This window comes from Geobacter hydrogenophilus (assembly GCF_018501225.1).
Classification (GTDB): domain Bacteria; phylum Desulfobacterota; class Desulfuromonadia; order Geobacterales; family Geobacteraceae; genus Geobacter; species Geobacter hydrogenophilus.
The window spans coordinates 42,085-57,180 of sequence record NZ_JAHCZI010000010.1 but is presented as its reverse complement, the minus strand read 5'-3'; the positions used below and the strand labels follow the sequence as shown (position 1 = coordinate 57,180).

Annotated in this window: 13 protein-coding genes and 1 riboswitch; all 13 genes read right to left on the bottom strand. The window is 58.2% G+C overall.

Annotated features, from left to right (window positions below):
- Positions 1 to 12: 12 nt before the first annotated feature.
- On the bottom strand, positions 13 to 567 hold the full coding sequence (locus tag KI811_RS14230; protein WP_214187141.1) for a pilus assembly protein PilP: 555 nt from the start codon (positions 565 to 567) through the stop codon (positions 13 to 15).
- Positions 551 to 1,147, bottom strand: a complete 597-nt coding sequence (locus tag KI811_RS14225) for a type IV pilus inner membrane component PilO (RefSeq protein WP_214187140.1) — start codon at positions 1,145 to 1,147, stop codon at positions 551 to 553. The genes KI811_RS14230 and KI811_RS14225 overlap by 17 nt, the downstream gene beginning before the upstream one ends.
- Before the next feature lie 20 nt (positions 1,148 to 1,167).
- Complete coding sequence (locus KI811_RS14220; RefSeq protein WP_214187139.1) at positions 1,168 to 1,746, bottom strand: PilN domain-containing protein; 579 nt, start codon at positions 1,744 to 1,746, stop codon at positions 1,168 to 1,170.
- Positions 1,740 to 2,795: a type IV pilus biogenesis protein PilM gene (gene pilM, locus KI811_RS14215; RefSeq protein WP_214187138.1), complete on the bottom strand. Its 1,056-nt coding sequence runs from the start codon at positions 2,793 to 2,795 to the stop codon at positions 1,740 to 1,742. Before pilM ends, KI811_RS14220 begins: the two co-directional genes overlap by 7 nt.
- 21 nt (positions 2,796 to 2,816) lie before the next feature.
- Positions 2,817 to 3,017 (bottom strand): helix-turn-helix transcriptional regulator, encoded by a 201-nt coding sequence (locus tag KI811_RS14210; protein WP_004514364.1) that lies wholly within the window; start codon positions 3,015 to 3,017, stop codon positions 2,817 to 2,819.
- Between the two features lie 257 nt (positions 3,018 to 3,274).
- Positions 3,275 to 3,350: riboswitch (cyclic di-GMP riboswitch) on the bottom strand.
- 209 nt (positions 3,351 to 3,559) lie between these two features.
- Positions 3,560 to 4,159: a pilus assembly protein PilX gene (locus KI811_RS14205; protein WP_214187137.1), complete on the bottom strand. Its 600-nt coding sequence runs from the start codon at positions 4,157 to 4,159 to the stop codon at positions 3,560 to 3,562.
- A gap of 18 nt (positions 4,160 to 4,177) precedes the next feature.
- Positions 4,178 to 5,338 (bottom strand): PilW family protein, encoded by a 1,161-nt coding sequence (locus tag KI811_RS14200; RefSeq protein WP_214187136.1) that lies wholly within the window; start codon positions 5,336 to 5,338, stop codon positions 4,178 to 4,180.
- Between the two features lie 9 nt (positions 5,339 to 5,347).
- The gene (locus KI811_RS14195; RefSeq protein ID WP_281874505.1) at positions 5,348 to 5,749 is read right to left on the bottom strand and encodes a type IV pilus modification PilV family protein; all 402 of its coding nucleotides are present in this window, start codon (positions 5,747 to 5,749) and stop codon (positions 5,348 to 5,350) included.
- Positions 5,721 to 6,206 (bottom strand): pilus assembly FimT family protein, encoded by a 486-nt coding sequence (locus KI811_RS14190; protein ID WP_214187135.1) that lies wholly within the window; start codon positions 6,204 to 6,206, stop codon positions 5,721 to 5,723. The genes KI811_RS14195 and KI811_RS14190 overlap by 29 nt, the downstream gene beginning before the upstream one ends.
- Before the next feature lies 1 nt (position 6,207).
- Positions 6,208 to 11,235 carry a pilus assembly protein gene (locus tag KI811_RS14185; protein WP_214187134.1) on the bottom strand — a complete coding sequence of 1,676 codons (5,028 nt, stop codon included), beginning with the start codon at positions 11,233 to 11,235 and terminating at the stop codon, positions 6,208 to 6,210.
- Positions 11,236 to 11,454: 219 nt separating this feature from the next.
- Entirely contained in the window at positions 11,455 to 12,045 is a 591-nt protein-coding gene (locus KI811_RS14180) for a pilus assembly FimT family protein (protein ID WP_214187133.1), read from the bottom strand.
- 92 nt (positions 12,046 to 12,137) lie between these two features.
- Positions 12,138 to 13,502 (bottom strand): sigma-54-dependent transcriptional regulator, encoded by a 1,365-nt coding sequence (locus tag KI811_RS14175; RefSeq protein ID WP_214187132.1) that lies wholly within the window; start codon positions 13,500 to 13,502, stop codon positions 12,138 to 12,140.
- Positions 13,499 to 15,094: a sensor histidine kinase gene (locus tag KI811_RS14170; RefSeq protein WP_214187131.1), complete on the bottom strand. Its 1,596-nt coding sequence runs from the start codon at positions 15,092 to 15,094 to the stop codon at positions 13,499 to 13,501. Before KI811_RS14170 ends, KI811_RS14175 begins: the two co-directional genes overlap by 4 nt.
- Positions 15,095 to 15,096 lie beyond the last annotated feature (2 nt).

The window sequence follows — 15,096 nt, the reverse complement described above, 5'->3', positions numbered from 1 at the left end:
CTTGGCAGCCTGTTAGTTTTTCTTTGGCAGAGCGAGTTTGACCGTCCGCCGGCTTATTTTGCCGGTGACGTCATTCCTGATACGTTCAGCAACTTCAAGGTATGACGGGGTGATTCTCGTTATCACGCCATTGTTGTTGCCCATTTTCATCCCTGCCTTGACCACGTATCCCTTGCCGGCGGGGTCGACGATGAGAGCCTTGTTTTCCTTGAATCCGGCAATGATGCCGGAGACTTTGAACTGCTCCACCGGATAGCCCTGGATGGGAAGTGCGCCAGCGGCGGGAATGAAACCGCTGGCAGCGGCCGGCTTCTCGGCCTTGGGTTGAATGAACGGCTTGAAGGGGTCTTTGCGGCCGGAAAAATCCAGTGACGGAGTAACACTTGCCACGGATTGGGCTGACGAGGCCTGGGCCTGCACGGGAGGCTTGACCGGGTTTGCCGGTTTCGTGGGGGGTGCCGGCGCCGGCGGGGGACTCTCTTCGGCCTTTTTGCACCCTCCGCACGCCAGGACCAGTGAGGCCGCTGCGGCAAGGAGGAGCATGCTGGTGCTATTTCTTCTTGTCATCCTTGGTCTCTTTCTTGTCGAGGAAGCGGAACGTCGTGGCGAGACAGTTCACTTTGACGCTGGTCTTGCCTCCCGCCTGCTTTATGTCGGCAAAGGAGACATCGGTGATATTGACGATCCTCGGCAGCTTTCCCACGGCGGTGAAGAAATTGGCAACGCTGTGGAAGGTGCCGGAAATGGAGATATCAACCGGCACTTCGGCATAGAAATCCTTGGGAACTTCAGGTTTCGGCCTAAAGAGAAGGAAGTCGTTCCCCGCGCTCTTGCCGACGCTGGTAATGCCGGTCAACAGGGAGGGTATCTCTTTCTGGTTCGGCAGTTCGGTGAGGGCCAGGTCGAGATCTTTCTGCAGTTGCTGATACTCGCGCTTCAGCTTGGGAAGGTTGTTGGCGATCCTCTCCTTCTCCTGCACCTCGTTCTGCAACCCTTCCAGCCGGCCGCGAAGCTCCTTGAGCTCCGTCTGCCGCGGCAGAAAGAGCCCCCAGTAGAGGGCAGCACCTTCCAAAAGCAGGATGGCGGCCAGAAGCGCTATCTTCTGTTTCTTAGGAAGTTTCAGCAGTTTTTCGATTCTCGGATCCATGGAGAGTCCTTAACCGGTGACTATTTCTTAGGGGCAGGGGCGGGCGGCTCTGGCATCTTGACCGCCTTCAGGGCACAGATAAGCTCGAACCGCTTGGCCTTCACGCCCCCGACCTCCGTCTGCTCGGACACGACGAGTTCCACGTTCGTGAAGTCTTCGGATCCTTGCAGGTTGCGCATGAATGTGGCGATGAGATCTTCGTCGAGGGCGATCCCCCCGATGCTGACGCTGGCCCCGCTCTCGGAAAACTTGGTAATCCAGAGCTTGTCGGGGGTCGCATCGCTCAGGGTCGCGAGCCTGCGGACAGGACCGGTCTTTCCCTTGCGGAGTTGAGCGAGCACATCGAGCTTCTTCGTGACTTCGTCTTTCAGCTTCTTGATGTTTTCCAACTCGCCGATCTTGACCTTGAGTTGCTGAAGGTCGTTTTCGGCCTTGGAAATCTCTTCCTTGGTGGCTTTGATCTTTGCCTGGGCATAGACGTAGAGGCCAAGGCCGGCAACGAGCACGAGAGCCGCTGAGACGCCGAGGATCGCCAGTTGCTGTCTGGCGGTCTCCTTCTTCTTCGACGTTCTGACCGGGAGCAGGTTGATTTTTACCATTTGTCCCCAACCCTCCTTGTGGCCAGCCCCAGGGCAACCGTGACGAGGGGTCCGATCTCCTGAAGATACTCAGGATCGAACTCCTTTTCGCTGCAGGTGATCTTCCTGAAGGGATTGAGCATCTCCACCGGCACACCGAGCTTATCCTGGATCGCATCGGCGAGCATGGCGGTTTTAGCCGCGCCGCCGCTCAGGTAGACCTTGCTCACCCTCCCCTCGCCGGCGGTCGTGTTGTAGAAATCCAGGGAGCGGCGAACCTCGATGGAGAGCGTTTCGTTGATTCGCGCCAGCACGCTCCGCAACTTCTCCTGGTCGGGGTGATCACCGGTCAGCTTGACCCGTTCCGCCTCGTCGCTGCTCAGGGCGAACTGTTTCTGGATCTCTTCGGTAAAGAGGTTCCCCCCCATCTGGACGTCGCGGGTGAAGAGCGAAATCCCCCCTCTGACGATATTGAGGTTGAGGATGCTGGCACCGATATTGATGAGGGCCACGACCTCCTCCGCCCCACTTTCATAGTTGAGCTCAAAGGCGTTCTGCACCGCGAAGGAGTCGACGTCGACAATGACGAGCTTGAACCCGCTCTCCGCGAAGACATTGACATAATCGTTGATGATTTCCTTCTTGCTGGCCACGAGGAGCACATTCATGCGGGTGGGATCGTCCTCGTCGGGTTCAAGAATCTGGAAATCAATATTGACGTCATTGATGTCGAAGGGAATGTACTGCTCGGCCTCCCACCGGATCTGATCCTCCAGTTCTTCAGGGGGCATGGCGGGAAGCTTGATCTTGCGTATGATAACCGTGTTGCCCGAAATGGAGCAGGCAGCTTCCTTGATCTTGACGGAAAGGCTCTTGCCGAGGTTCTTGACCGCATCGACTATGGCCGAGCTATCCATGAGGGTATTGTCGACGATGGCCTCGGAGGGCAGCGGCATCGTACCGACATTCAGGAGCTGCCAAGCCCCCTTCTGCTCCCGGAGCTGCAGAAGCTTCACGGAGCTGGAGCCTATGTCGATGCCGACGAGATCCTTTTTCTTGGAGAAAAACATAGGTGGTTCCCGTTCACAAGGTTAGTCGAGAAAGACCGCTTCCTTCTCGGACAATGAAAAACCAAAGGCAAGAATGATCTTTCTCTTTGTCTCCATCCGGCACTCCTCACCGTGCTCGATCCTGTCGATGGTGGCCGGCGAGACCCCCGCAAGGCGCGCAAGCTCAGCCTTGCTCATGAGCCGTTCTTCTCTAATCTTTCTGACGTTGTTCTTGAATTTCATCGCCCAATCCTGAAAACCCAGGGAGTTTATGGCGAAATGTACTTGAATTGAAATTAATGTCAAGAAATTAGTCAAAATTGAAACAAATTGAAATCTATTGGGTGCAATTGAATGTCATAGGCTCTTTATCGGCATTCCATCCTCAGAACTTGAATGCATCTGAGGCATATTTTCTCCCGGCACCCGTCTTGCCAGGCAAGCCCACTCATACCCCGAAAAAAGAAAAAACCGGGGCCAATCAATCACGCTGGTGATATTTCGGCAACCCGGCTGTCTCAGGGAGACCCGTAGGCTTTCCGCCCCACCCTCGCGGGTGGTTTAGTATTATCGATATCTATTCAATTGTAACGAGGGCGCTAAGGTAGCCATGCAAGCAAATTTAATTCCACTTGTGCAATTGAATCAAATACGCTCGAAAAACCGATGGAATCAGGAGAATCAGCTGCACTGTGCGGGTCACATTACTGACGATCCTGCACACGCGGCGACATTTATTGGCACCACACTGTCAACAAACCGAACTCCCTTACCTTTGCCGCCACTCAATACTCATACAGCACTGAAAGCCGGGCCTTTTCCCGCGCATTTGCCTGGCTCTCGGCCTGGACTTCCAGGGTATAGAGTCCCGGAAGGTGCTGAGGTGAAATACCGCTTCCCGTTCCGGCAACCCCTGCTCCCGAGTCGAGCTGGATGCCGCTGAGATCGGAGTTGCCCGGAACGGTGTCGACAATCTTGCCGTAGACGGTGAAATTCGTGTCAGTTCCCGAAAGCTTGGCCGTCATGTCGGGCGCATCGGCGGGCTCGACGGTGCTGCTGCAGCCGGAGCTCCACTGGCTGGTCGGTTTGCCGATCTTGTCCTGGAAGCAGGCGCTGTTCACCATCTTCAGGTCCACGGCAGCAAAGTCGTTTTCGATCGCGGCCGACGAATACCCCTGGAATGCCCGATCGATAACCTGCCTAGTGAAGAGCTCCACGGCACCGTGGGATGCTTCGAGGGAGCTCTTGTACCGTTTCTGGGCGGCGGACATCTTCGTGCCGGAGAGGACCATGTACAGAAGCGACATGGCTATGGCCAGCGAGATGAGGGTGAGCATGAGCGCCGTGACCAGCGCAACGCCTCGTTCGTTATTTATATGGCCCATCTGCGTACGCTCCGAGACTCAGTTCGCAAGGTTCTTGGGGTTTACTACGATAGTATAGAGCCGCCAGCGGTAATGCTGCCAGTCGGCGCCGATGGTCGAAAGATCAAATTCCTGTCCGAGGTCGCTGGCAAAGTCACCCACCCTCACCTTCTGGTTAGGGTAGGTGAACGACCGATCCAACTTCCCTTCCTGGGCCAGGACGTAGACCCGCACCTCCTTGACCTGGTCACGGATCTCCTGGGCAGAAGCAGGGCCACCGCCAACACCGACAACAGTATTTACGTGGTCATCCACCTCGCCGTCGCCATTGGTGTCAACACCGAAAATCACCTGCATGTCTGCCACGCAGTCCAGAAGGGGATATGCGGTGACGGCAGCGCTGGTCGTATCGTGATTTACGACTCCCTTGTACAGGGTGTAGGTGTTGGGTGCACATCTCTGGGGTATCTGTTCCGCCTTTAGCGGCGTGGCAATGTAGTAGTCCACCCGGTTAAAGGGCCTGGCCAAGGCAGTCGACTGGTTCACCCCATACACAAGATAGAGGTCCGTCGGGGCTTGGGGCATGAACTCGGCAGCAGTTGGGGGATAGGTCGTGGAGAACTCAGTGGCTGATTTCATGACAAGTTGTTTTCCCTGGACACCGTCGACGTTGGTGGACCGCACAACAATCACCTTTTCCCCCGCTTGCAGGTCTTCGGCAGAATTCCACTTCTTGAGGGATGTATCAGTGGCATAGGTCCATTTTTTCGCCGTCGCATCTGTTCCCGCCACGGTTGAGCGGATGACGAGGCGATCCGATCCTCCCGGCCCCTGATGGTCTCCCGTGTGGACCGCCCGCGGCACCCCCGAGGGGGCATCGGTAAGGCTGGCGCCCAGATTGGGTTCAGTATACGTGGGGGTAATATCCGACGGGAAACTCCACGGAAGCCCGTAGCCGGCGTGCTCCAGGTCGACGCGCATCATTTCGAGGCCGACGATTCCTCCGGTCTGGCTCTCGGCTATTTTCGTCTGCTGGATGGAATGGGTCACCAGCGTATTGAAGGCGTTGGAGGTGGCCATGATGACAATGATGAAAATGGCCATCACCACGATGAGTTCCACGAGCGAAAAGCCTCTGCTCTCCCGAAGCAGTCCCGCCGGCGTATGAGTTACATTCCCTGTTCTGGGTTCGCAATCCACTTCCATCTCCTAGCGGCTCTTCACCGTGATGACACGGTGCACGTAAGAAGCATTTCGGTAGTCCCACCGGACCGAGAGGATAATCTGCCGCCAATCGCTTGTAGTACCAAGGGGGGGCGAATAGTTCCGCTCCACCACGAACTGCTTGCTGAAGCCCCTCATACTTCTCGTGACGGTAATCGGGCTGCTGCCAGTAATGTTGTCGAAGGAAAGCCGCCGAATCTCATGCATGGTGTTTTCACCCACCCGCACCGCTTCGTCCCGCAACTGATTTCTCAGGTTGTACTCCGTGGCGACGTTCACCGCCTGGAGCATCCCCAGGAGTCCCACCGCCATGATGACCACGGCCACAAGCACTTCAAGGAGGGTAAACCCCCGTTCGTCAGTTGATGGTGATTTTGTCACTGGCACAACTCTCTCCTGCCTTCCGTTTGCCGATTTTTACCATGGTGGGATACACCACGACACTGTCGTAGGATGCCGGGTTCCCGGCGGGCTCGATGCAGATGGCCTTGCCGTCGGTCGACTCATTCATGGCCGCTCCCAGGGTATCGAAATCGATCTGGTCCGTCGCTCCTTCCCACACGGTCGGGTGCGGCAGCGTAATCACCGACTGGGGCGCAACGGCAACGTTGGCCGAGGAATAAATCTGAAGCGCCCCGGCGGACAGCCTCACGGAGCGCGGCCGTTTGGTGTACAGGGCCTGCTGGCGTGTCTCCTGCAGATCGGCATAGAGTTTCTTCACCTGGGTTTCGATGCCGGATTTCTTGTTCATTTCGCTGAAATTCAGGGTGGCGATCGCAAGCAATATGCCGATGATGGCCACGATCACCACGAGTTCAACGAGTGAAAATCCCTTGCCGTTCATGTCAGCGTTCCCTGATGTGGAGGATCTTCTTCACGGGTTTGTTGGCACTCTTGGTAATGACCAGGTTCTGGTCTCCCGGCGGTTTTCCCTGCATCGCCCCTCCCGAGCGCCGCTTTTCCTTGTCGGTGAAGGTTGTGGAAAGGTCTTTCTCCACAAAGGCCCCGGTGGAGAGCTGGATGAGCACCTTTCCTTCGAGGGCTTTCACCGGTCCCTGGTATCCCGTGTTGTACTTCACGGCCCAGAGAAAGGAGTTGCCGCCGAAACCGCACGGATCGTTCGTGGGCATGAACGATGTGAAGAGAACGAGACCATTGGTGAGGGTTGTGGGGTCGGAGACCACCCGTTCGGCACCGTAGCCGCCTGACGCGTTGTCGAGGTCGATATACCACCCCTGTGTCTTACCCGTATCGAGAGCGTCAGCCACATCGGTCGTCTGAGGCGTCAACTGATCCTTCGTGACCGTCGTGGTGCAACTCCCGTTCAAGGCGTTTGCGCTCGTATAGCAAGGTTCCTTGATGCCGTAGATGGCCTGCTGTGTACTGTAATCGTCCGTCTGATTGTCGGTGGTCTTCTTGAAATAGTAGCGGCCGGTGCCGAAGTAGAGCCAGAGGTTCTTGTTCTTGCGGTCCTGGAGCCTGCCGATGGCGGAGGTGACGGGGCCGGTACCTTCGATGACCGGGCTCAATTTCCAGTCGCTGAGGTTCGTACTTTGGTTGGTCATGAGACGAAGCACCCCCCCCTTGGTCCAGGTGCCGGTGGTGGTGTCCTTCTGAACGTAGCCGAAGTAGAGAGCGTCATCCTGGTAAAGACCGGCGGACATGGAGTTCCAGCGGTCCGTATCGATGGCCGACCCGACGAGCGATCCGGCAAAGGCGTTGTTTATAACCTGGCCGTCAGAGGTCTTTGCATCGATAGTGGCAAGCTTGTCCCCCGTGAGCAAGTCCACCACGAAGAGCCGCAGCGGTTGGTCGGAGCGGCCGAGGAACTGGTGGGTGCCGGTATCGATGGGGCCGGTGGGACCGGAGGCGAAGACCGCATACCACTTGCCGTTCTTGATCGGGTCTCCCACACGGATGATTGCCGGTCCCGTGGTGGAGAAACCGAGATCCGGGTTAGAGAATTCCCAGAGGAGCTTGGGGCTGTCCTGATTCGTGAAATCGAAGGCAAAGTAGGATGAGTAGCCGAATCCGTCGGTGGCAGCCTTAGGGTCGGTTATTGGGGTCTTGACGCAGTCCGTGCAGGAGACCGATGCATTCTTTGCCGCCCCCCCGAGGCCCATGCTCCCGATGAGGATGGTCCTCCAGGGATTTTTGGTGGAATCGAGGGTCTTGCTCCCGTCAATGACCGAAGGAGGCTTGACGCACTCGGCATAATCGGCGGATGTGCAGTTGCCGGGTTTCCCGATGGTGGCATCAAAGATGAGGCTAGGCCCGTCGACGAAGAAGAGGTGGCTGTAGTCCTCAGTGGCCAGGTATTGCAGATAGGGGAGCGCATGCTTCGGGATGAAGGCCCATACCTCCTTGCCGATATCCGACCCGGTCAGCGTTGCCTTGTTGAATCCTGAAGCCCTCACGTCCATGGTGCCGAGCCTGAAGGCGTGGAGCATGCCGTCGTTGGCCCCCACGAAGGCAAGGTTGCGGGCTTTGTACTCGTTGGAGCTAAGGTACGATGCGTAGGAGGCGTCGTTGTAACCCGAGGGAAGCGACAGGTGATAGGTGTTGAGCCGCAGCGACGAGAGGATGCGGGGGGTGGAGGAGATGATATCCCCGAGCTTCCAGACGTGACTTTCGGTGTTCCCCGTCAGAAAGTTCTTGGTCGTCACGGTTCGGGACCGGTAACCCGTAATATCGGTGCCGTGAACGTACTGGATGAGTGTTCCGGCCGCCGTGTCGTCCGCCACGGCAAGATACGGCCTGAGGGTGCTCGCATTGGCCGTTGAGAACGCCATGGTTTTCTCGGTATCGGCGCAGGTATCCTTGAGGCATGCGGTGATGATATTCCGGGGCGAGGTGGAAAGGTCCCTTAACCAGAGCTGGTTGCCGGCCCGCCAGATGCTCTTGATATTGTCGGGGTCCACCTTCGCATCAGTTATCACATCTCCGGCGCCGTCACCGTTGGTGTCCTGTATGAGTTTCGCAAATGTGTTGTTATCTGCTTCACTGAAATAAAATTCCACCACCTTGTCGTTGAGCAGATTCAGCTTCCGGGTTGAGCCGTCGTAGTCGGTGTCCTCACGCACCGTGCTCTTCCCGATATTGGGGTCCACGTAGTACCAGAGGTTCTGCATCTCGCCGAGCCAGTAGGCGTAAGTATCGCTGGCGAATATCTTCTTGGGATAGAAGACCGCCTGAAGGATACTCGCTCCGCTTCCTTCGCTGTTGGAGAGGATGGAGGCGGCCGTACCCGAGGCGGTGGTGTTGGCGACAGTGTCAAAAACGTCCTTTAGATCTTTTTTCAGGGACTGATTTTCGGCCTTGTAAAACTTCCCACCACCATTGCTCGCCGTCTGTTTCATGAGGGTTTCCGAGTTGCACTCGCCGGCCTGTCCGTTGGATGCCCCCGTGAAGACAACGTAAGTATTGATGGACTTGCTGTTCGTGGCCGGCACATCCGTCGAGGCGGCAGAGGTGCTGAACTTATCAATGTCGCGGTGCTTGGCGATCCATGCCAGGTTGTCGAGATTCTTGCTCCCGGCGTACTGGGAACAGGCCCCCGTCTCGCCCCCGGCAGCCGTGTAGAGCTGGGCGAGGCTATTGACACTGGCATTCTGATCAGCCGTCGACATGCCGTCGCTGATGATGAGGATGTTGTTGGACTGGCACCGGTACTGGACGGGATTCATCTCCAGCGCGAAATCATTGCTGTTCAACCTGAGGTCGGAACGGCTCGTCTTGCCGGTGGAGTCGGCGGTGAGGTTCTTGGCAAAGTACCCGATGGCGTTGTAGAAGGCCTCGGAGAAAGGGGTCCAGGTGGCGGCTCTGATCATGTCGACGGCGGCAATGGGAGACTTGTCGGTGGTATGACTGCCGACGCCCGCAGGAACGCAATGCTCTCCGCTGGGGCAGTTGGCATCGGTGGCACACTTAGTGGCAGTTGTTGCCGAGCATTTCCCATCGCCGATGTAGGAGCTGATCCTTCCGCCATCAAAGTTGTTCGTACCGGCCGTGGTGGCATTGCACGTATTCGTGCCACCGCAATCGACATCCTCGGTGCAGGCCATGAAGGGATCGTTGGAGCATACCTTCGGGGTGCCGAGGGTGGCGGTTTCGGAGGCTGAGCCGCTGTCGTTGAACTCCATGACGCCGAAGCGTATCCGGTCGGCATAGTCCTGAACGAGTCCCGTCGGCGCCGTGGCGCTCGATATCCTCACCGCCAGCTTGGCCACCGACGCGCCCAGCTGCCCCTCGACCCCGATGCCGCTCAGGATGGCCGGAACGTTGTCATAGAGGGAGGTATCGGATGGTGCATCGGTGGGATCGGTCACGTTCGGCTTGTTAAAATCGTTGCAGAACTGCTCGTGGGTGTCGATCATCTGGGCCGTGGTAACACCGGATTTAAGCGTCCAGGCCCCGCTCGCCAGTTCGTAATACTGCCCTTCATATTTCTGGGAGCAGAGGAGCCCCGGGTTGCCCGGCACGATGGAGGTGGGGCCGTTCGTGCAGGTGCCGCCGCCACAGTTCGCATCGGCGGTACACACCTTTGTATGGTCGTTGGAGCAGGTGTAGAGGCTCGCGTAGATGTCGGTGCACTGGTTCTTCACCGTATTGATATCGTCAATGCCTATCCCCTTGCCGGTGCGGTACTGCCAGCAGGCCTGCATCGACTGGGCAAAGGAGACTTTTGTCTTGGTCTGGGCGGTCTGGGGCGACAGGACACAGGGACCGTTGTCCGTACCGGCCACAGCCCCGGCACAGGGGGCATAGTTGTAATACTTCCCCTTGATCTTCACGTTGCAGTCGGCATCAGTCGTACAAGAAATGGCGCTTCCATCCCCACTGCACTTCCCTTGGGCTGCGCTGACCAGGCAGTCGGCATTCGTAGCGCAACTCATGGCGTTGTTTTTAAAGCAGTAGCCATTCGTTACCCCGGTGCTTGCCAGGCAAAGATCGACGCTTTTCTTGATGTCGGCGTTTCCCCCCGTCGCGATAGCATTGATGGCATCCTGGCAGTTGCACTGGTTGTAGTTGCCCTTGAAAATATTGATGTAGGTCTGTCCCCCCGGTGACGGAGCCGAAGAGTTATAGGGCTGGTCCGGCCCCTGGACCATGAAGGTGATGCCGAGAGCGGCGTTCGGATCATCAAGGCAGGCAGTGTAATTGACGAAATCGGATTGATTGGCCTCTTTCACGAACCCTTGGCCGACACATCCCCGGGATTCGGGCTGGAGGAAATTATTCACGTCGGTGCAGGTTTCCCCCGACTTGCATTCCGTACTGGAAAGGCATGCCCTGTCTGTTCTCTTGCCGGTGCTGTCATAACAGGCCTTGTCCACATACTTGCCACCGGTAAGCACCTTCTTTTCGATGTCGAATTTGGAGGCGGTGAGCCAGTTGAGGTAGTTTCCCGTGGCGTAGAAGTACTTGGTCCTGGTGGCATCCCCTGTATCGATATTGACCAGAAGGATGCCGCCTATATTTTTGCAGAGGACCGTCCCCCCCTCTGCCATGGTGCAGGTGGTCGGAATCGAACCCACCTCGGTGAAGTAGTTGGTGGAAAAGTCATACTGGTAGCTGGCGTCCTGCTTGAAATATCCTTCGTATTTCTTCGAACTGGAAAAGGTTTGGTCAAAGCAGTAGTAAGGCTGCCGGGCGAAGGTTCCATCGGTGTTTTTCAGTCCATCGTCCACGTAGGCCAGATCATACATACTGGCCGAGTTGTCGATGAGCATGAGAAGGTTCGGCTGAATGGGCGCATTGATGAATGGCGGCTGAATGCAGTAATCGTTCATGGCCGCAACGGCCGGCGAGGCCACCGCCAGCAGCGCCGCCAGACAGGATAGTGACATCAACCGCGAAATATTCCGTTTCATAGCCCTTCTCCCGTTGTACCCTTCCGTGACCTCAGTGCCGTGGTGGTCCCGCTTTCGGCACCACGGGGGTCAACTAGCAATTTTCGAGCCATCGACGAGTGTCACCATCCCCGGACAACCAGACGGAACCATTGATCTTTCTCAACTCATTCCTGTATCAGAAAACAAAAGGCTATGCAAATTTTGCATAGCCTTTACGACAAAGGTATACGCACTGTGTCAAATTTCCACCCAGTCTTTCCCGTCCCATTTGCGAACCGCACAACTGAAATCTATCGTATTGAAGGTCAGGACCATTGCTCCTCCGGAGGAAGCTGACTGGATATACACACTTCCGGAACTCCCCACCAACCCCTCGTCGCTGGCGAAACGGTTGTTGGTAAACGATATTCCATCCTCCGCTTCTACCAATTTATTAGGCTTGCGGACCGGGCCCCGGTTCCCGTAGCCGAAGCTCAGCGCACCTCCTTTGTTTGAGAGGCGCGTTTCCCTGATAAGCTGTTCGTCACCAGTATCCCATTTTTCATCTGGACCCTTGCCAGCGCAAAGCGTGGCCTTTCCCTGCAGAGGATCGAACGTAATAGCACAGGGCTTGTCCTGTATGCTTAGCAGCTTGGCATCCTTGAACATATCCTTCAGCTCCCATACAGCGGCCTTGAGACAGTAATCGCCGTACAGACTGCTGAACGCCGGCACCGCAATGGCACTCATGATGCTGATGATGCCCACGACGAGAATAAGTTCGATGAGAGTAAAGCCACCATCACATCGAACAATTCTCCAGAGACATGAAGCATGCGCTTGCCGCATCCCGGTCCCCCATTCAAATGACATAAAAAAAGCCGCGCAATAATTGCACAGCCCTCATTAAATTACAACTAATTTATTAGCACATGCCAACCCTAATCCATACCATACTCCTTCAGCTTGTAGAGAAGCGCGCGATGGCTGATCTCCAGAATCCGGGCCGCGTGGGTGCGGTTCCCGCCGGTCTTGTCGAGGGCCCGGCGGATGAACTCCCGCTCAAGCCGCTCCTCGGCCTTTTTGATGGAGAGATTGTCGTCGTCCGGGCCCACTATCGCCACCCCCGCGCCACCTCCCCGCAGTCCGTCGGGGAGCGCCTCGGGGCCGATGACATCACCGTCTCCCAGGATGAGGGCCCGCTCGACACAGTTTTCCAGTTCCCGCACGTTGCCGGGCCATGCGTACGCGGAAAGGAGCCGTAGCGCCTCGGGAGACACCCGCACTCCCGGCCTCCCAAGGGAAGCGCCGTGTTTATTAAGGAAATGGCCCGCGAGGAGCGGCACGTCCTCCAGCCGCTCCCGCAGGGGGGGAATGGTGATGCTGAAGACGTTGAGGCGGAAGAAGAGGTCCTCGCGAAAATGACCCTCGGCCACCTCCCGCTCCAGATCCCGGGATGTGGCTGAGATAACCCGCACGTCGACCTTTGTGGGCCGCTCGGCCCCCACGCGCCGCACCTCCCCCTCCTGGATGACCCGCAACAGCTTGACCTGGAGCGAGGGGGGCATCTCGCCGATTTCGTCCAGAAAAAGGGTGCCGCCGTGGGCCTCCTCGAAGAGTCCGGTCCGGTCGGAGGCGGCGTCGGTGAAGGCGCCCCGCACGTGGCCGAAGAGCTCCGATTCCAGAAGGTGCTCGGGGATGGCACCGCAGTTTACCGCCACAAAGGGAGCATCCCGGCGGCTCCCGTTGTGGTGAATGGCCCGGGCCACCAGTTCCTTGCCGGTGCCCGATTCGCCGAGAATGAGGACCGAAGTCTTCACATCGCAGACCTTGCGGATGAGCTCGAAAATCTCCCGCATTCGGGGATTACGGCTCACGATGGCACCGAAGGAGTACTCCCGGCCGACGGCGGCCCGCAGCCGACGGTTTTCCGTTTTGAGCCGCTCCCGCTCCTCGGCCTTCTTGAGGACAAGCAGGATCTCGTCATTCTTGAAGGGCTTGGAAACGTAGTCGTAAGCCCCCTCCTTCATGCACTGGAGTGCCGTATCGATGGTGCCGTAAGCGGACATCATGATGATGGTGCCACCTATCCCCGCCTCCTGGGCCCTGCGGAGGAAATCGAGCCCATCCAGCACCGGCATCCGGATATCGCAGATGATGAAGTCATAGGGTTGCTGCCGGGCCATGGCGAGGGCTCCTTCCCCATTCTCCGCCTCGTCGGCATGGTAGCCGTTTTTGCGGAGCATTGCCCACAGCATGTGCCGCAGGTTCTCCTCGTCGTCGATGACCAGCACCCGTTGTTTCATTGCGCCATACCTTTATCCGGCACATTCCCGGCGACCGGCAGCCAGATGACAAACGTGGTCCCCTTCCCCACGGAGCTCTCCACGGTGATCCGTCCACCAAAGGAATCGACGATGCGGGCCGAGATGGCAAGCCCGAGGCCGGTCCCCTTGCCGGGTTCCTTGGTAGTAAAGAACGGGTCGAAGATCCGCCCGAGTCCTTCCGGCGCAATGCCGCAGCCGGTGTCGGCCACCTCGATACGGACACAGGGGACCGGTTCACTCTCTGCGCCGAAGGATGCATGGAACACACCGTCGAAATCTTCCCTGCGGCGACCGCTGACATGGAGAGACGAACCGGTGGTCTGAACGGGGGCAGTGAACCGGCCTGCACTGGTCCTGACGTCAAGCTTGCCGCCATCGGGCATGGCGTCACGGGCGTTGATGAACAGGTTGATGAGCACCTGCTGGAGCTGGAACGGGTCAACCACGATCGGGGGAAGCTCCCCGGCGGCGCCAACGGTCACCGCAATCCCCTTGAAGGCCCCCTGCAGTTCGAGCATCTCCAGCGTCGAGGCCACGAGAACGGCCGCGTCGACGGCTTCCGTGACCCCCTCGACGGGTCGGGCGAAATTGAGGAGGTCGCGCACGATCCGATCGATCCGTTCCGCATCCCGTTCGATGCGGCGCAGGTAGTCGGCCTTGCGGGGGTCGTCGGCCATCTCGTCCATGAGAAGCCCCGCATACCCCATGATTGACGTGAGGGGAGTGCCGATCTCGTGGGCGGTACCTGCAGCCAGAAGCCCCACTGACGCCAGCTTTTCGGAGCGAAGCGCCTCTTCCCGGGCTTCCTGGAGCTCCCGGTTGGCCTGCTCCAGGGAGCGGACATACCGGTCGGCCTCCTCCTGCTTGGCCCGCAGCGCATCGACCATGCCATTGAACGATTCGGCCAGTTCGGCGATCTCGTGTCCGCCGGCCACCGCTGCCCGGTGGCTGACCTCGCCACGGCCGATGCGCTCGGTGGTTGCCAGGAGCTTGCGCACCGGCGCCACGATAAAGCGGGAGAGGAGAAACGACCCTACCGCCAGGAGAAGGAGAAAATCGAGGACACAGTAGGCCAGGAAGAGGTGCCGCGACTGGGCCAGGAGCTTCTGTTCTCCCCTTAATGACAGCTCAAGCCGGACCGCCCCCACGGGTCTCCCGTCGCGCACTATGGGCGCATAACGGCGCAGCGTCCCGCGCCCCCCGGAAAACTGGGCTGACTCGGCGCCGGACGCGATGGTTGCGGCGAGCATCCCGTCGCCGGGGACTTCCGTTCCCAGACTGTACAACACCGCGCCGTCGCGTCCTGTCACCGTGAGCCCCACGAACTCCCCTTCCCGGGCAAGTCGCTGTGCCAGGGTGCCGGCCGGCGACGACGCCACGGCCGCCGGGTCCCGGGGGATCAGGGCCGAGAAGGACGCGAGGAGAAGCCGCGCCTTGTCGCTTTTCTGCTGCAGGAGGTCGTTCTCGGCAGTCTTGAAGGAGATGAGGCTGAGGAGCACCCAGGTGAGGACCAGGATGAAGGAGAGGGACGAGAGGATCAGGAAGCTGAAGCTGAAGCGGAACTGCTTCACAA